Source organism: Caulobacter sp. 10L414, assembly GCF_056395525.1.
The window spans coordinates 1-17,552 of the sequence record NZ_JBFTJR010000016.1; the positions used below are offsets into that span (position 1 = coordinate 1).

11 protein-coding genes are annotated in these 17,552 nt (G+C 69.6%); 4 read left to right on the forward strand and 7 right to left on the reverse strand.

Annotation, left to right across the window (positions count from 1 at the left end):
• The 3 genes from AC1DCG_RS08770 to AC1DCG_RS08780 form a co-directional block, all read right to left on the reverse strand.
• Positions 1–438, reverse strand: a 438-nt coding sequence (locus AC1DCG_RS08770; RefSeq protein WP_477041454.1) for an endonuclease domain-containing protein, incomplete at its 3' end; no start/stop codon positions are given.
• Between the two features lie 65 nt (positions 439–503).
• Complete coding sequence (locus tag AC1DCG_RS08775; RefSeq protein ID WP_477029078.1) at positions 504–1,484, reverse strand: ABC transporter substrate-binding protein; 981 nt, start codon at positions 1,482–1,484, stop codon at positions 504–506.
• A 96-nt stretch (positions 1,485–1,580) separates the two neighbouring features.
• Positions 1,581–1,826 carry a hypothetical protein gene (locus AC1DCG_RS08780; protein ID WP_477029077.1) on the reverse strand — a complete coding sequence of 82 codons (246 nt, stop codon included), beginning with the start codon at positions 1,824–1,826 and terminating at the stop codon, positions 1,581–1,583.
• A 330-nt stretch (positions 1,827–2,156) separates the two neighbouring features.
• On the opposite strand from AC1DCG_RS08780, the gene AC1DCG_RS08785 reads away from it, so the two are divergent.
• Entirely contained in the window at positions 2,157–2,483 is a 327-nt protein-coding gene (locus AC1DCG_RS08785; protein ID WP_477029076.1) for a GIY-YIG nuclease family protein, read from the forward strand.
• Positions 2,484–2,662: 179 nt separating this feature from the next.
• Here the strand turns inward: AC1DCG_RS08785 and AC1DCG_RS08790 are convergent, their stop codons facing one another.
• Complete coding sequence (locus AC1DCG_RS08790; RefSeq protein ID WP_477029075.1) at positions 2,663–4,729, reverse strand: ATP-binding protein; 2,067 nt, start codon at positions 4,727–4,729, stop codon at positions 2,663–2,665.
• A gap of 300 nt (positions 4,730–5,029) precedes the next feature.
• Between AC1DCG_RS08790 and AC1DCG_RS08795 the strand changes: the two genes are divergently transcribed.
• From AC1DCG_RS08795 to AC1DCG_RS08805, 3 genes are read left to right on the forward strand one after another with little or no spacing between them, the layout of a single operon-like run.
• Positions 5,030–6,769: an FAD-dependent oxidoreductase gene (locus tag AC1DCG_RS08795; protein ID WP_477037205.1), complete on the forward strand. Its 1,740-nt coding sequence runs from the start codon at positions 5,030–5,032 to the stop codon at positions 6,767–6,769.
• Complete coding sequence (locus AC1DCG_RS08800) at positions 6,766–8,493, forward strand: hypothetical protein (RefSeq protein ID WP_477029073.1); 1,728 nt, start codon at positions 6,766–6,768, stop codon at positions 8,491–8,493. The genes AC1DCG_RS08795 and AC1DCG_RS08800 overlap by 4 nt, the downstream gene beginning before the upstream one ends.
• Entirely contained in the window at positions 8,490–10,757 is a 2,268-nt protein-coding gene (locus AC1DCG_RS08805) for a hypothetical protein (RefSeq protein WP_477029072.1), read from the forward strand. The genes AC1DCG_RS08800 and AC1DCG_RS08805 overlap by 4 nt, the downstream gene beginning before the upstream one ends.
• Before the next feature lie 311 nt (positions 10,758–11,068).
• On the opposite strand, the gene AC1DCG_RS08810 is transcribed toward AC1DCG_RS08805, so the two are convergent.
• The 3 genes from AC1DCG_RS08810 to AC1DCG_RS08820 form a co-directional block, all read right to left on the reverse strand.
• Positions 11,069–13,165 (reverse strand): ATP-binding protein, encoded by a 2,097-nt coding sequence (locus AC1DCG_RS08810; RefSeq protein ID WP_477041455.1) that lies wholly within the window; start codon positions 13,163–13,165, stop codon positions 11,069–11,071.
• 72 nt (positions 13,166–13,237) lie between these two features.
• Complete coding sequence (locus AC1DCG_RS08815) at positions 13,238–15,364, reverse strand: ATP-binding protein (RefSeq protein WP_477029070.1); 2,127 nt, start codon at positions 15,362–15,364, stop codon at positions 13,238–13,240.
• A 95-nt stretch (positions 15,365–15,459) separates the two neighbouring features.
• Positions 15,460–17,394, reverse strand: coding sequence for an SGNH/GDSL hydrolase family protein (locus AC1DCG_RS08820; RefSeq protein WP_477041456.1), 1,935 nt, complete (start codon positions 17,392–17,394; stop codon positions 15,460–15,462).
• Positions 17,395–17,552: the final 158 nt, after the last annotated feature.

A 17,552-nucleotide genomic window follows, 5' to 3' on the forward strand; every position in this document is an offset into this window, starting at 1 on the left:
CTCCTCCCTCGCGAAGCGGGGGAGGGGGACCAGCGAAGCTGGTGGAGGGGGCGACCGCCGCTCAGACCCAGGCCGCATCCCGCCCACGCGCTCTGCCGCCAGCGTCCATACGCCCAGCGTCAGTTCGTCCGGATCCCGAAGAAACTCGCCGGCGACGATGCGCATGACCTCGATCCCTTGCGACGCCAGCCACGCGTCCCTGCGCGCGTCATGCCTCGCCTGGTCGGCCGTGTCATGCCCCGCGCCGTCGATCTCCACCGCCAATCGCGCCGCCGGGCAGTAGAAGTCGAGGATGTAGGCGCCGACCGGGTGCTGGCGACGGAAGGTCGGGCCTTCGCCCTTCCGGCCGCGCAATCTCTGCCAGAGCATGACCTCGGGCAGGGTCATCTCGCGGCGCAGGCGGCGGGCGCGTTTCAGCGTCAGGACTGGTGAACGCATGTGCGGCGGTCGCCCCCTCCACCCCTTCGGGGTCCCCCTCCCCCGCAGGCGGGGGAGGAGCAGGATCACTTCGGCAGGAAGGCCAGGCTGTAGGCCTGCTTGTAGTCGAGGGTCTTCGGATAGACCCCCTGGTCGGCGGCCACGTCGAAGAACTGCGCCCAGCGCGCGTCGGTCATGGCGCCGATCCCGTCCTTGGGCACGATGCCGTAGCCGCGCATCTTGTCCCGGGCCTGGTCGAGCAGGTCCTGGGTCATTTCGGGGTTGTCCTTGAGGATCAGGGCGTCGCCGGGTTTGGCGTCGCCGTAGAGATAGCTCTTCCAGCCGGCGGCGATGGCGTCGCTGATCGCCTGCACCTGGGCGGGCTTGTCGGCGATCATCCTGTCGGTCACCAGGGCGAACGACGCGTAGGCCGGATAGCCGTCGTCGGCCAGTAGGAACACCGCCGGCTTCTCCCCGCCCGCCTTCTCGATCAGGTACGGCTCGGAGGTGGCGTAGCCCTGCTGGATCAGGCTCTTGTCGGCCAGGAACGGGGCGACCGAATAGTTGTACTTGCGCACCTGGGCGTCGGTGAAGCCGTGCTTGGCCTTCAGCCACACCCAGAAGGCCGTCACCGAGGCGTCCGACAGCAGGATCGGCTTGCCCTTCATGTCGGCGATACTGTTCACGCCCTGGCCGGGGTGAGCGATCAGCACCTGCGGGTCCTTGTCCATGTAGGCGGCGACGGCTTTGACCGGCACGCCCTCCTTGGCGAGGTTCAGCACGATGAAGCTGTTGGAGCCGACGCCGACGTCCACCGCGCCGGTGGCCAAGAGCTGGGGCACGTTCACGCCCGGCCCGCCCTGGACGATGGAGACGTCCAGCCCGCGCTTTTGGAACTCGCCCGTCGCCACCGCCTGGTAGTAGCCGCCCAGCTCGGCCTGCGCCCGCCAGTCGGTGGCCAGCTTCAGCTTGGTCAGGCCCGGCGCGGCGTCCTTCTTCGCCGGCGAACAGGCGCTCGCCAGCAGGGCGAGGCCGGCGGCGGTCACGGCGCGGCGCGAAAAGGTCATGGCGGATCCCCCGGGTGCGATGCGGCGCGGAGGTTAGCGGGCCGACAGAATCCAGACCACCTCAATCTCCAGTCTTTGCCGTCCTCGTGGTCGAGCCTAGCCGCCGGTTTCCCGCACATGGCCCTTGGCGATGACGATCGCCGCGCCGATCACGCCGCCGAACGAGGCGAGCAACCCGACGACGACGCTCGCGCCGGCGTTCACCAGTAGGGCGCCCGCCAGCAGGCTGGCGGTCACGCAAAGAAAGCCGATGTCCTTGAGGATCGAGGCGGGGCCGCCCAGCAGCCGGCGGCCGTAGATGCCGGCATGTACGAGCGCGATCGCCAGGATGTACGGGAGCATGACGTCCTCGTTGCGGCCCAAGGTGCGCAACCTCGGGCAAAGGCGCCAAGCTTGGCAATCCGGAATCCGAGGTCTCGAAGCGGCATGGTCCGGCGCCGACGCGGGACGACAGAACCCCGACCTCCTTGATCTCCCGTCATTCCCGCCCTTGTGGCGGGAACCCCTCTGTCAGCTGCAAGTGCTGCAGGAGCGGACTGCCGAGCAGTCCGCCGGCGCGTCACGTGCGCGTGGAACCAGGGTTTCCCGCCACAAGGGCGGGAATGACGGGAGGAAAAATAGATGACGTGAACAAAATAAGAACTTACGGCTGCGGGGGCGAGGATCGTCGTCATGGATCTCAACACCGCCTGGATCGCCGTCTACATCATGAGCGACGGTTATCGTCGCACGCTCTACACGGGCGTCACCGCGCAGTTCCAAACCAGGATCGTCCAGCATCGCGACGGCGTCGGATCGGCCTTCACGCGCAAGTACGGACTGACCCGCCTTGTCTGGTACGAGGTCCATACGATCATGACCGAGGCCATCCAGCGCGAAACCGCCATCAAGCGCTGGCCACGCCAATGGAAGATCAATCTGATCGAGCGCGACAATCCGCTTTGGGATGATCTGTACGCGGCCGCCTTCGAGTGGACGCCCGTTCCGCGTCAGGTGTGAGCGGCCGGCCACCTATTCTCCCGTCATTCCCGCCCTTGTGGCGGGAATCCCTGGTCCCGCTCGCATGTGAGACGCAAGCGGCGTGCTGAGCACGCCGCCCCACCCGCACCTGCGGCTGACAGAGAGGTTCCCGCCACAAGGCCGGGAAGGACGGGAAAAGGAAGCCGCCCTAACCAGACCTACTCTCCCGCCTCCAGCCAGCGCCCGACCTTGGCGTACAGCACCTCGCGCTGCACGGGCTTGGCGATGTGGTCGACCATGCCGGCGGCGAAGCAGCGCTCCACCTGCTGGGGCAGGGCGTCGGCGCTCATGGCGATGATCGGCACGCGGCCGGCCGCGCCTTCCAGGCCGCGGATGGCCCGGGTGGCGGCCAGGCCGTCCATCTCGGGCATGTGGATGTCCATCAGGATGATGTCGAAATGGCCGCGCGCGGCCGCCGCCAGGGCCTGGCGGCCGTTCTCGGCGGTCTCGACGTGGCAGCCGGCCAGGCGCAGCAAACCGACCCCGATCTCGCGGTTCATCGGATGGTCGTCGACCAAGAGGATGCGGGCGGCCCTGGGGTCGCGGGCGACTTCGCGCACGGGCGCGGCCAGGGGCTCGGCCTCGGCCGCCGGCAGCTCCAGCCAGAAGCACGAGCCGTGTCCCGGCGCGCTGTCGGCCCCGATCCGGCCGCCCATCAGCTCGACCAGCGACTTGCTGATCGCCAGGCCAAGCCCCGCGCCGCCATAGGCGCGGGTGGCGCCGCTGTCGAGCTGCACGAAGCGCTGGAACAGCCGCGCCTGGTCCTCGATCGGCACGCCCACCCCGGTGTCGGCGACCTCGAAGCGCAGGCGGTCCTCGACCTCGCCGGGCTCGACGATCAGCCGGGCGACGATCTTGCCGCGCTCGGTGAACTTCACGGCGTTGTTGAGCAGGTTCAGCAGCACCTGGCGCAGGCGCAGGGCGTCCAGGTCGTGCAGGCCGCCCACCGGGTCGATGACGTCGATCTCGATGGCCAGGTGCTTGGCCTCGGCTTCGGGGCGGACGATGCCGACCGCGTCATGCAGCACCGCCTCGGCCGAGGCTGGCTGCAGCATCAGCTCCACCTGGCCGGAATCCACCCGCGAGACGTCGAGGATGTCGCTGACCACGGTCAGCAGGGCCGCGCCGGCGGTGTCGATCATGCCCACCTGGCGATGGGCGTCGGCGGGCAGGTCGCCGCGGCTGGCCAGCAGCTGGGCGAAGCCGAGGATGCTGTTCAGCGGCGTGCGGATCTCGTGGCTCATGGTGGCCAGGAACTCGGTCTTGGCCTCGGCCGCGGCCAGCGCCCGGGCGCGGGCCGCGCGGGTCAGCTGCTCGCGCCGCACTAGCAGGCGCCGCAGCCGTTCCTGCTGGGCCAGCGCCAGGCCCGCGGCCAGGGCGGTGACGAACACCACGGTGACGAAGCACTGGATCAGCCGGGTCATCTGGGCCGGGTTCCACGGCGCCAGCAACTGGCCCAGGAAGATGTTCCAGACCCCCAGCGGCAGCGACACGACGGCGATGGTCAGGGCCGCTTCGGCCGCCCCGCGCGGTCCCAGGCGGAAAGCGCACAGGATGGCGGCCGGGAACAGCACGAAGGGCAGGGGCGCGCGGGTGTCGTGGAACACCGCCGCGGTCAGCACCGCCATCAGCAGGAAGAGGCCCAGGCGCTCGCCGGCCGAGCGGTGGAAGGTGCGCTTGTGTTCTGAATCGATCAGCACCAGCACCGAGGGCACGATCAGGGCCATGCCCAGCGCCCCGCTGACGAACCAGTCGCGCCACAGGGCCATGAACGGCGCGCCGTCCAGCAGGCTCAGCAGGGCTGCGGCGACGGCGGCGGTCACGGCCACCACCGGCGCGATCACCGTCACCAGCAGCGCCAGGTGGCGCATGGTCCGCACCCGGGGYGGCCCGCCGAACGCCCGCCGCACGGCCTCGCGCGCGCCCCAGGCCTCGACCAGGTTGACCGCGGTGAACACCAGGGCCCGGTCCAGGCCGTCGCCGAAGGCGAGGCAGACGGCGAAATGCAGGACGCCGATGACGATGGTCAGGATCAGGCGGCGGGGCGGGCCCAGCGCCATCAGGCCCACCGCCAGCAGCGCCGTGCCGGGCCACAGGGCCGCCACGCCCGTCGGTCCGCGCGTCAGGCCGTCGCTGAACAGCTGCGTCACGACGAAGGCGGCCGCCAGCACGAGCAGCAGCACCGTCTGACGGCGGGTCTCCTGTAGGGCGGCGCTTCGCGTCATTCTTGATCCCGTTCCCCACGGCTTCTACGCCGAACAACGGTTTCAGTTTCGGGAGCAATGCCTTCTGTGACGCTTTGCCGCAATGGCTTTCAGTAGTGTCGACTATCCGACGAAGAGGCTGGTTTCCTTGGCGGGCAAGGAATGTCGCCCGCGCAAGCGGGACGATTTTGAGTCGACCTGCGGGAGTTTTCCTGGCGTTGAAATCCTGGGTTGCGCGCTTTTGTCGGCTTGCGGTGAAACCGATAGCTCTACGTAAAGGTGCAATTATGGCGTAGACAATCGCAAAAGTTAACTTAGCCTGTGCTCAAGCTTTTGGGGGAAAGCATGGGTTTGAGGCGAGGGGCCGCGGACGGCGGCGACGACCGGGGCGGCGACAAGAACGGTGATCGGCGGAAGAAGCGCAGCGACGAGCCCGAGCGGGTGCCGGACAAGGGCGCGATGCTGCTTCACCTGAAGTACGCCAAGCCGGCCAAGGACAAGCGCCCGATCTACTATATCGGCCCGTTCGGCAGCCGGGTGAGCTTCCAGTCGCAGCAGAGGCGCGCGCTCAACGTCGTGGGCTCGCTGATGGAGCTCAAGGAGATTTCCAGCGAGACCGACATCGTCATCGTCGGCGCGGGCGTCGCCGGGATGACGGCGTTCGCCGCGCTGTCGTCCGGCGGCTACAAGGTGCGCCTGTACGAGCGCAACTCCGCCGTCCTGACGCTGCAGGAAGGCTCCACGCATCGCTACATACATCCGACGGTGAATTTCTGGCCGGACACCGACGCCGACCGCACCACGCGCCTGCCGTTCTTCGACTGGTATTCGTCGGACTGTCCCAACGTGATCGAGACCTTCCGTCACCAGTGGGATCACAACGCTGACAAGGTCGTCCGGCGTGACCCCAGGCTGCCGAAGAAGATCAAGGATCTGACGCAGTCGGACCCGCTCTTCGAGTACGACCTGAAGTTCCAGGCCTATGACCCGGTCTCAAAGCGAGTGAGCCTCGTCGACGAGACGCGAAAAGAGACCATCGAGGCGGACCTGGTGCTGGTGGCCATCGGTTTCGGCGTCGAGGACAACCTCGGCGACGAGAGCCAACGGCCCTACTGGAAGGATGATCGGCTGGTCAATCTCGCCGGTCAGGAAGGGCAGGAGATCCTGATCAGCGGCGCCGGCGATGGCGGCCTGATCGATTGCCTGCGATTGGTCTATGGCGGCTTCAAGAAGGGCGATTTCGCGCTCGACGTCATCGACGCCCTGGAGTGCGGACCCTATTCCCCGCGCGAGGCTTTCCAGGCCCTTGAGGACGACGCCCGCAAGGAGAGCGACGTCAATCGCCGGGCCGAACTGTTCGCCGAGCGATATGCCGCGTTGCTGCCGAAGCTGAATCGTTCGGCCCGCGACCTTCTCGAGCATGCTCTCATCAAGAAGGCGAGCGGTGGCTTTCCCAACAAGATCAGGCTTCTGGGGCGTTTCAGCGCGCCCTACGAGTTGGGCGCCGCGCCGATCAACCGCTTGCTTCTGGCCTTTGCGCTCAGTCACAAGGCGCTGACCTTCGAGCACGGTTCTCTAGAGCGTGTCGAGGGCGCCTACTATCTGAAGAAGAAGGGAAAAAAGACGGCGGTCCCTGGAAAGGTCAAGGTGATCGTCCGGCATGGTCCGCTCAACGCGCTTGGCGGGTTCCTGACCAAGAACGAGGTGAAATCGCTCCGCCAACAGCAGCAGGAGCCAGAAGATTTCGCCAGCGAAGGCTCCTTCCCGAACAAGTACTTCGTGCCCGCGAACACAGAGTACCCCTGCCGCTTCCGCACGCCGGGAGCTTTCGCCAATATCCGGTGGCCGTTGGCCTATCGTTTTCTGTCCGAGCGCTTCGGCGCGGTGACCAAGGTTGGTGGGAGTGATCCGGAGCCATGCTTCGTGGTCGATGACGTGATCTCCGTGCCGGAGGTGACGCATGCCGACATCGCCGATCTTCCCAGGCACGTCTTCGGCGTTCCCGTCAAACTGCGCCAGCGTTCCACGGCTCCTGACACCCCGGCGGCGCCGCTGCTATGAGAGACGCTTCCGTCAATGAAAACGCGCTCGCCTCGGGCGCGGCGCTTTACGCGTCCGATCGTGACCGCCTGGGCGTGGCCGGCCTGCTGGTCAGCGACAGCCACGGCGAGGTGTTCGCGGTGTCGCACGTCGGCGTGGGGATCGCGGGGTCGCCGCGCATCAGCGTCGGCGGTCATGTCGTTTCCCTCAAGCCGCAGGTCTTCGAGGCTTCGTCGGACCTCCGCGACGCCGTGGGCCATCCCAGCATCTCCCGTCTCGTCGCCTTTTTCCGGGTCGACCAGAGCGTGCTGGTCGATCCAGCCATCCCGGGCGCGCGCGAAGCGGCCGAGGCCGAGCATCCCGTCGACGCGCTGGGCGAGACCCTCGACCTCGTCATCGGCGACAGCGCCAGCCAATGGCGGATCGTCGCCATCGGCGGTCGCGCCAGCTTCCTGAGCATCTCGGGCGACCGGCGCGACTACGGCGACGTGATCGAGTGCGAGCCCGTCGGCCCGCTGGCGTCGCCGCCGGCCGCCGCCGGGGCGGTGCTGTTCACGCAAGGCGGCGCGCCCGTCGGCATGCTGGTCGGCTGGCGCGGAACGACCGGCCTGTTCGCGCCGCTGCGCACCGTCCTGTGGAACGCCGAACTGGAGCCGCTCACCGCCGAGACGGCGGCCCAGCACAACAGCTGGCTGGTCAAGCGCTACGCCGCCGACGCGCCGGAGATGGCGCTGTCGCGGGCCGAACTGCGGGCCATCGGCCTGTCGCGGACGGCGCGCGGCGCTCGGCTGCGCTTCAGCCGCACGCCCAGCTTCCGGTTCGCCGTCCTGCCGTTGCGCACGCCGCCCGACGAGACCCGGCTGATCGGCCTGGAGGTGCTGAAGGAGGAACTGCGCGCCGGCGCCCCGCGCCAGTCGAAGAAGGGCTATTCCTCCAGCCTCGACAAATGGCTGTCGAACGCGCTGCGGCGGCGCGACGCCAGCGACAGCATCGATGACCTGCGCGCCGCCTTCGCCCCCCTGTTGCTGGGCAATCCCGATCGCCCCGCGCGGGAAGTGATGGCCGCGCTGCAGCAGGTCCACGCCTCCAAGCGCGAGCAGGCCGTGCACTTCGCGCTGGACCGCCTCAGCCGGCGGCCCCGCCCGAACAAGGGGCGCGAGCGCACCCTGCTGTGGTGGCTGATCCACGAGTTCCTGATCCGGCCCGGCAGCCCGCTGAACTTCGATCTGGAGAACGACATCTTCCGGCGGCTCGCGTTCAGCCTGACGCCGGCGATCCAGGCGCTGAAGCAGGCGCCGGACTCCGAAGACCTGCGCGACGAGATCTATGCGATGGCCGAGGTGACCATGGCGATGGCGTCGTCGGACCGGCGCGACGGCCTGATGCGCACGGCCGCCAAGCGTTTCGAGAACGAGCCGCGCTGGGGGTCGTACTTCGCCACCAGGCTGCTGCTGCAAAAGCTGCGCGAGCGCAAAAGCGGCCTCGCGGCCGTCATCGGGCGCCACCGGGAGCTCGTCGGCATGGTGCGGGGGCATGAACGGGCCCAGGCGTACGGCGATGACCTGGCCAGTCCGCTGGACCAGTTGGTCGGGCTGGTCGTCAGGCAGGGCGAGGCGGCGGACGAGCTCCAGCAGGTGCTGCTCGCCCTTTCGGGCCTGCCCGCGGCCCCGCCGCCGACCAGCTTCGAGGCGGCTACCAAGGAAATTGAAGCCTTCCAGGCGAAGGTTGCGGAGCTCCTGCCATGACCGGCCCCGATCCGCGCTCGTTCGCCGACTACCAGCGCGCCGCGACCAACCTGCGCGGCTCGCTGCGCCGCAACCAGTGGGACAGTCGCGCCCTGCTGAAGGACGACGTTCGCATCCGCTACGTCTTCGACACGAACGTCTTCCTGTTCCACGCCGACCTGGAAGACCAGTCCAACCAGATGGAGGATCTGGCCAGCCTGCTGGGCATCGACACGCACGACCCGTTCCTGGAGGCCATGGAGCGCCTCACCGCCGACTACATGTTCAGCGGCCGCCTGCCCGGCCAGCGGGGCGAGCCGGCCTATCTGGCGAGCCAGCATTTCACCGAGATCGTCGACCGGTCCTACGCCATCGAGCGCAGGCTTTCCGCCGTGCTGCCCGACGACCCGGCGACCCGCAGGCGCATTCGCGACATCCTGTCGAGCGGCGGCGCCTCGCCCGCGGACCGGCTGCAGGAACTGCAGAGACTGATCCCGAAGGCCTGGCTCAGGTCCCTGCACACGCAGACCCACTTCAAGGAGGTGCTGCAGGCCTTGCAGGGCGACCGGCCCAGCGTGACGCCGCTGCACCACGTCCAGTGGGGGTGGGAAGCCGGACGTCCCCTCGAAATCGACGTCGAAGACTGGGTGCAGGCGCTGGGGCAGGCGCAGCCCAATCGCGACATCAATCGCAGCCAGGACGCGCGCGCCATCGCGACGATGGTGGATCTCTATCGCAACGACGTCGACGCGCTGTTCGACGATCGCAAGACCATCTACCTGTTCGTCACCACCGACGCGACGATCCTGCGCGCGGTGGCTTCCCGCATCACCGAACTGCGGTCCGAGGGCATTCCCTATTTCGTACGCACGCCGCGCGACTTCTCGCCCCTGCTGAACATCAAGTCGATGGGCGAGGTCTATGCGCGCAACCGCCACGCCAACACGCGCGACCTGGAAGGCATCTTCCGCAAGCTCAGCTCGGCCCTCGACTGGATCGAGGTCGGTTCGTCGACGGCGTCGCTGGACGAGCTGCAGAACGCCTGGCGGGCGTTCTCGGAGAACTCGACCTTCCTGAACGCCGAGTATTTCGAGAAATCCGACCGCGTCCTCTTCAAGGGGCTCAACGAGTTCATCTCCGAGCACTACGAGACCAGCGTGGAGACGCTGCGCACGACCCTGGACCAGTTGCGCCAGAAGCACGTGACGGTGGTCCTCGACAGCGCCCTGGCGGCCACGATCGCCAACCGCGATCCGGAGGGGCGGACGCTGTCGCGCCGGGCCCAGTTCAAGCCGATCGGCCGGCAGGTGTTCGATGGCCTGATCGGAAACCATCGCACGGTGGGCGAGTTCGTCGACATGGTGATCGCCAAGCGCACCCTGCCCGAGGACACCGACGCGCGGATCTCCAGCAATCCGGGTCAGCCCAACATCGCCATGCTGGTCGCCTGCCTGTTCCTGGCGGCCGAGGACTGGAGCGCGGCGACCGACTTCGCGAGCCAGGCCGTCGCCAAGCTCGACCCGAAGGCTTCCCCGGCGCTGGCGGCCGAGGCCTGCTATCTGCGGGCGCTGTGCCTGAGGTTCTCGATGCGGTCGGACCGGGAGTTCGCCAAGGCGCGGCGCCAGCTGGAACGCAACATCGTCGCCTATCGCGGCAAGAACGGCGTCGAGGACAAGTGGCGGAACCTGCGCGACCGCATCGAGCGCGCCACCCTCTATCTTTCGGCCGTCTCGATGCAGGCCATCTCGCGGCTGGGCCTGGAAGGGCGCGAGCGGCCGGCGCGCGGGGCCAACTACCTGCCGCCCGACCTGGAGCGCGAATACTTCCTGGTCGGCATGCGCGAGAGCGTGACCGCGCTGAGCGAGCTCGAAGACAACTTCTCGGGTTCGGCCGCTCCCGGGGCGACCATGCGCGAGCTTTATCTCGGGCTTGAGATCCAGGCGGTGACCAACCTCGCCGGCGCCTGGATCTTCGCCGCGGCGCTGCCGCACCTGCAGGCCGTCCCGGAAAGCGATCGCGCCGACGTGCTGAGGCGCCTTCGGACGATCATCGACGAGGCGGAGGCCGAGAACCGCCCGCTGCGCGAGACCCAGCACATCTACGCGCTGATCCTGCGGTCGCTGGAAAGCGGCTCGGAGACCCAGCGGCGGATGTTCGGGGGGCTGGCCCTGCAGCGGATCAAGGCGCTGATCGACCTGCACAAGCGGATGCCGATCAACGACCGGGTGCGCTTCACCTATCTCGCCGAGTGGCTGGAGCCGCAGGAAGAGCCGGTGTCTTCCTAAGGGGGCGAGAGCCCGGGAAAACGCCAGTCATCCCGGCGCTCCGCTTCGCTGCGGCGGGGATGACAAGCCTTGGGTCGTCGAGATGTGGCTCGGTGAAGGCGGGGGCCTGAGGCGTACGAGGCCCTAGGGCGGATCGACATTCAATCGCTTGCCTCGATTTTTCACCGAGCATCCCCGCGAAGGCGGGGACCCAAGCCGAGGTCGCCGGATAGTCCACGGCCGCGCCCAAGCCTGAACGTCAGCTTGGATCCCCGCCTTCGCGGGGAAAATCGGCCTATTGGGCGCCGCGGTTGGATGAATGTCGATCCGTCCTAAGCCGCCTCGGTCTCGGCTCCGAGCCAGCGGTTCAGCGCGGCGATCAGCACGTCGCGCTGGATGGGCTTGGCGACGTGGTCGACCATGCCGGCCTGGCGGCAGCGCTCGATCTGCTGGGGCATGACGTCGGCCGACAGGGCGATGATCGGCGCGCGGCCGGCCGCTCCGGGCAGGGCCTTGATGGCGCGGGCGGCGGCCAGGCCGTCCATGCGCGGCATGTGGATGTCCATCAGGATGATGTCGAAGTCGCCGGCCGCGGCGGCGCGCACGGCCTCGTCGCCGTCCTCGGCGGTCTCGACCGCGCAGCCGGCCAGGATCAGCATGGCCGCGCCCAGCTCGCGGTTCATCGGATGGTCGTCGACCAGCAGCACGCGGGCGGCCGCCTCCTGCTCGGGGGCGGGGCCGTCGGCGGCGCAGACCGGCTCGGCCGGGGTGGTGAACCAGAAGGTCGCGCCCTGGCCCGGCGCGCTGTCGACGCCGATCTCGCCGCCCATGCGGGTGACCAGGGTCTTGCTGATCGCCAGGCCCAGCCCCGCGCCGCCGAACGCGCGGCTGATCGAGCCGTCGGCCTGGGAGAAGCGCTGGAACAGCCGTCCCTGCACCTCGGGCGCGATGCCGATGCCGGTGTCGGCGACGGTGAAGCGCAGGCGTTCGGGGCCGCCGGGATAGGTGGTCTCAAGCCGCACGCTGGCCCGCACCGCGCCCGCGGCGGTGAACTTCACGGCGTTGTTGAGCAGGTTCAGCAGCACCTGGCGCAGGCGGGCCGGATCGAGGGCGTAGTCGAAGCCCGCCGGCAGGTCGGCCTCGACCGCCAGCGACAGGCCCTTGGTTTGGGCGTCCAGCGCGATGATCGAGGCGGCGTCGGCCAGCAGGGCGGCCGGGTCGACGGCCTCGGGCCGCAGCTCCACGCGCCCGGCCTCCAGCCGCGAGAAGTCGAGGATGTCGTCGACGATGGTGGCCAGCGAGCCGCCGGCCTGGGCGATCAGCTCCAGCTTGCGGCGGCCGGCCGGGCTGAGGCCGTCCTCGGTCTCGGCCAGCAGGTTGGCGAAGCCCAGCACGCTGTTGAGCGGCGTGCGGATCTCGTGGCTCATCGTGGCCAGGAAGTCGGTGCGGGCCCGGCCGGCGGCCTGGGCGCGGGCGCGGGCGGCGCGGGCGGCGGCGCTGCGCCGGGCCATCAGCCCCTTGAGCCTTTGTTCCTTGTACAGCGACAGGGCCGCCGCCAGGCAGGTGAAGAAGATCGTGGTGACGAAGGCCTGCACCATGCGGATGCGCTCGATCTCGGCCCAGCGCGGGGCCAGCCGCGCGATGCCCTCGCCGGCCACGGTCATCGGGGCGGTGATGGCGATGACGATCACCGCGCTCCAGGCCGCGCCGCGCGGCCCCAGCTGGAAGGCCGCCAGCATCGCCGCCGGGAAGATCAGGAACGGCATCGGCGTGCTGGGCTTGAGGAAGGCGAAGGCCGTCGCCGCCGCGACCAGGGCGTAGAGCCCCGCCTGGATCGGCAGCGGCCGCTGGAAGGCCTCCTCGTTGGTCGGGTCGAGGATCACCAGGGCCGCGGGCAGGGCGATGATCATGCCCATGCTGTTGCAGGCCGCCCAGGCGGTGAAGAACGGCCACAGGTCGGCGCCGGCCGCCGGGGCCGCCACGCTGGATCCCAGGGCGGCGATGGTGACCGTGATCGGCAGCATGGCCGCCACCAGCACCAGCGCGTGGCGCACGCTGCGGATCGCCGGGCGCGGCCCGCGCAGCCGCCGGGTCAGGGCCGCGGCCGCCAGGCTCTCGGCCATGTCGCAGGCGGTGTAGACGGCGATGACCGTCCACGGATCGCCGGCCAGGGCGTGCACACCCAGGTTGGTGACCAGGGCCACGCCCAGCAGCAGCCGCCGGCCCAGCGGGTCCATGCGCAGCAGGCCGGCCGCCAGTATGGCGTTCATCGGCCACAGCGAGGGCATGCCGTTGCTGTCGCGGGTCAGGAGGTCGCTGAACAGGAACGAGCCGACATAGGCGCAGACCAGCGCCACCAGCAGTCCCCAGCGGACGCCGGCCAGGTGGACGCCCGCAGGCTCGTCCCGTCGTTCGGCTCGTGCGCTCAAGGCCCCTTTGTCCCCCATCCGGGCGCTGTCGCGACCGGAACCCTCTACCACCACGCCCGGCCCGAGAAAGGGTTAAGGCGCTGTGCTTTTTCCGTGCGTCGGGCCGTCATGCGACGTTCGGTCGCGCTCCGGCGGCTGGCTCAACGCCCGCGACACCGCCGCCAGCAGTTCGTCGCGGCGGATCGGCTTGGCCACGTGGCCGTCCATGCCCGCCGCGCGGCAGCGGGCCACCTGCTCGGGCAGCACGTCGGCGCTCAGCGCCAGGATCGGCGTGTCGCCCACCGGTCCGTCGAGGGCGCGGATGGCCCGGGCGGCGGCCAGGCCGTCCATGCCCGGCATGTGCACGTCCATCAGGATCAGGTCGAAGCCGCCGGTGCGGGCGGCCTCCACGGCCTGGAAGCCGTCCTCGGCGGTGAACACCTGGCAGCCGGCCAGGGTCAGCAAGGCATCGCCCAGCTCGCGGTTCATCGGGTGGTCGTCGACCAGCAGCACGCGGGCGGCGGCGGCCCGTTCGGGGCCCGCGGCCGGCGCGGGCGCGGGGGCCTGGGCGGCCTGCGCCTCCAGGACGATGTGGAAGACGGCCCCCACGCCCAGCGCGCTCTCGACCCAGATCGCCCCGCCCATCTGGCCGACCAGCGCCTTGCTGATCGCCAGCCCCAGGCCCGTACCGCCATAGGCGCGGCTGATCGAGCTGTCGCCCTGGCTGAACCGTTGAAAGAGCCGCGCCTGCACCTCGGGCGCGATGCCGATGCCGGTGTCGGCCACCGAAAAGCGCAGCAGGCCAGGATCGGGACCGACCGACAGGCGGGCGGTGACGCCGCCCTGGGTGGTGAACTTCACGGCGTTGTTGAGCAGGTTCAGCAGCACCTGGCGCAGGCGCGTCTCGTCCAGGGAGAACAGCGCCTCGGGATCCTGGCCCTCGCGGCCCTCGACCTCGACGGTGACGGTCAGGCCCTTGCCCTGCGCTTCGGGAGCGATGATGGCGGCGGCGTCGCGCAGCAGGGCTGCGGGAGAGGAGGGGGTCAGGACAAGCTCCAGGCGACCGGCCTCGACTTTCGCGAAGTCGAGCAGGTCGCTGACGATTTCAGCCAGCGAGCGGCCGGCGCGTCCGACCAGGTCGAGGCGGCGGCGGTTCTCGGGCGACAGGTCGGCGTCCTCGGCCACCAGGGCGGCGAAACCGAGGATGCTGTTCAGCGGGGTGCGGATCTCGTGGCTGATGGTCGCCAGGAAGTCCGACTTGGCGGCGTTGGCGGCCTGGGCGCGGGCCTGGGCGGCGCGGGCGGCGGCCTGGCGGCGCACCAGCAGGGCCGACAGCCGGGTCTGGCGGCTCAGCGCCAGGGCCGCGGCCATGCTCACCGCATAGAGCACGACGTGGAACAGCAGCAGGTGGCGCATCGGCTCGGCCGCGGCCTTGGGGTCCAGGCCCACGATCGACAGCACGGCGGGGATGGCGAAGGCCAGGGCGGCCATCACCGACAGGGCCGCCGCGCGGGGGCCGCCGCGGAACGCCGCCAGCAGCACCGGCGCGAACACCAGCACCCGCATCTGCGGCGGGCCGGTGAACACCGTCCAAGACACCGCGGCGATCACCGCCAGGCCGGCGGCCGGCTCCAGCCAGCCGCGCACGGGGAAGGCCTCGGCGTGGCGGCGGTCCAGAAGGATCAGGATGGTCGGCAGGGCGATGGCCACGCCCAGGACGTTGCTGGTGGTCCAGCCGCTCCAGCCGGTCCAGAAGCCGCCGCCCTCGGCCAGCGAGGCCACGCCGTTGACGGCGATCGAGGTCACTGCCGTGAACACCGCCGACACCGCCGTCAGCACCAGCAGGCCGCGCATGCTGCGCACCTTGCCAGGCAGCCGCAGCAGCCGCAGGGCGGCCGCCGTGGCGGCGATCTGCACGCCGTCGAGGATGGTCACGGCCAGGGCGAAGGCGCTGCTGCTGCTGGTGGTCAGGCTCAGCGCCAGGTGCAGCACGGTGGTCACCGCCAGCAGCACCGCGCCGCGCTGGCGGTCCAGGGTCATCAGGCCGGCGATGATGACGGCGTTGGCCGTCCAGATGGTGGCGATCTCCTGCGCCGCCCCGGTCAGGAACAGGCTGTAGGCCATCGACGCCACATAGGCGAACGTCAGCCCCGCCGGCCGACGCCAGCGACGCCACAGCGCCGCGCGATCGCTCGCGATGTCGAAGCGGCCGAAACCCAAGTCCTCAAACCCCCAGGCTCCCAACCGAAGGCGGCCGGAAGCTGTCGGGTTCCACCATGACCACGAAACGTCGGTTTTTGGTTAAGTGGGGGAGGCTAGCGGCCCAGTTCGGCCGCTATGCGCTCGCTCATCAGGGCGTGGAGCTCGGCGGTGGGGTGATACATGCCCAGCAGGGCGATGTTGCTGTCGCCGTCCCACTGGGTCAGGTAGCTGTCGTTGGGCGTCCGGAACAGGCGCTGGCGAGGATCATACGGCCGCCAGGGACCCGGATCCTTGATGCGCAGCGCATAGGTCCTGCCGTTTCCGGTGGCCTGCCAGGCCAGCGACAGCTKGTCGGCCTCGGTGCGCGCGGCTGGAGCCGCCGGACCGTCCGTCGCGCACCATCCCCTTAGCGCCGCCAGATCGGAAGCCCCGGCCACGCGCCAGCCGGCCGGCGCGGCCTCGATCAGCGTATTGAGGGGGGCGACGGCGTATCTCTCGATCGAGAAGGCCTCGGTTTCCGCGATCCGAAACTGGAAGCCGCGTTGGGCGGCCTTCGGCGAAAAGGCCAGGTTCAGCAGCTTGCCCGCGAGACCGCCGACCTGCTTCATGGAGACTTGGCCGAGCGCGGCCTCGTTCCCCGCCGAGACCAGCAGGTTGCCGTACCGGTTCCTGGGCAGGCCCAGGGGCCTGGCGTCGTCGTTGCGCAGCAGCGGGCAGTGCTTGTTGTCCGAGACGAACAGCTGCGAATGCAGCGGATTGGGATAGCTGCTCTGAACCACCGACGACCCGGGGATTTCGACCCGGTCCAGCGCCCGCTGGAGGTCGTCGTACAGCGCCTTCAGCCCGACCTCCTTGCCTCCGCCGAGAATATGGTCGTTGGCGGAGGACCGCTTGCGGCACCGGTCTTCATCCATTTGCGCCGGGCAGACGACGGCGCCGTCGAGGAGGCGCAGTCCCAGCTCGGCGGGCGTGCCCTTGTAGCCCTCGGGCAGCAGCGCCCAGGCGATCACGCCCGAAAAGCCGATGTCGTTGCCGCCGGCCGACAGCATCAGGCCATGGATCGGCAGCCGGTCCGCCGGGCAGGGGGCCAGCTGGGGCGGGACGGGGTCATGCCTGCGTTTGTTTCTCCACCCCCGCGCGGGGGCCAGGTCTACCGGCGTCCCGACCGCCGACGGGCAACGGATCAGCTCAAGTTGCTGAAGCTGCGAGAACCTGGCGTTCTTGCCCGTTCCCGGCAGGCCCTCCTGGGGCACCAGCACGCCGTTGTAGATGCTGGCGCCCGAGCAGCTGAGATGGATGAACGCCGTCAGTTCCTGTGGGCGCGAGGCGGCCCGGCGATAGGCGGCCATGTACTGGGCGTTGTAGGCCGAGCGGTGGCAGCCGCGATCGGTCCAGGCCGCCTTGCCCAACGCGCCGGCGGTGGCGGCGCTGTTCAGCCGCTGGTTCGTGCCGATGGCGCTCCAGGCGACCTTGCCCAGATCCGTCGGAATGTCGGGGTTACCCTCGCCCGAGGCGTAGGAGTCGCCCAGGCCCGCCAGGATGGTGATCGTGGGCGCGATGGCGGCGTCGGCCCGCCTGCCGGCCCCGTCCGAGACGGCTACGGCGAAGCGGTTGTCGGCGTCGAGCCGTACGTCGCGTTTCACCAGCAGGGGCTCGGCGCACGGCCGCGCCGGGATGGTCTCGCCCGCGATCGTCCAGGCGCAGGCGCCGGAATAGCCGCCGGGCGCGCGCAGTTCGAAGGTGTTGCGCGCCTGGATGAACGTGGTCCGGGCCGCCTCGATACGATCTTCCAGGCCGCCGGTGCGGTCCCGAAGGGCGCGAGCGGCGGCCTCGCCGGGCTGGTGGGCGGCCACGAAGCTTCCGTAGAAGTCGGGCGTCGGCGGCAGCGAGACTGAGGTCGCTTCCGAAAGGTCGGGCCTGTCCAGCACCCTGATCCGGTCAAGGATCCGCCATTCGATGGCCTGGGGCGCGGGCGGCGCCTGGGCCTGAACCGGACCCGCCAGCAGCAGGGCCAGCCCCGCCGCCGCCATCGAAATCGCGTTGCGCATTTTCCCGCCCCCCGGCCGAAGAAAACTCAACCATTGATATAACATTGTTACGTCAATCGCGCCATGGCCGATCACCCCGCCCCCTTGAGCCCCGCCGCCGCCCATGCTCTCTTCCGGCTAATTGTCTGACAAATAGCTTTGGGGTGGAGCATGGCGGG

Coding starts and splice junctions, on each gene's coding strand:
- AC1DCG_RS08775 (WP_477029078.1), bottom strand. CDS start 1,484: ATGACCTTTTCGCGCCGCGCCGTGACCGCCGCCGGCCTCGCCCTGCTG.
- AC1DCG_RS08780 (WP_477029077.1), bottom strand. CDS start 1,826: ATGCTCCCGTACATCCTGGCGATCGCGCTCGTACATGCCGGCATCTAC.
- AC1DCG_RS08785 (WP_477029076.1), top strand. CDS start 2,157: ATGGATCTCAACACCGCCTGGATCGCCGTCTACATCATGAGCGACGGT.
- AC1DCG_RS08800 (WP_477029073.1), top strand. CDS start 6,766: ATGAGAGACGCTTCCGTCAATGAAAACGCGCTCGCCTCGGGCGCGGCG.
- AC1DCG_RS08805 (WP_477029072.1), top strand. CDS start 8,490: ATGACCGGCCCCGATCCGCGCTCGTTCGCCGACTACCAGCGCGCCGCG.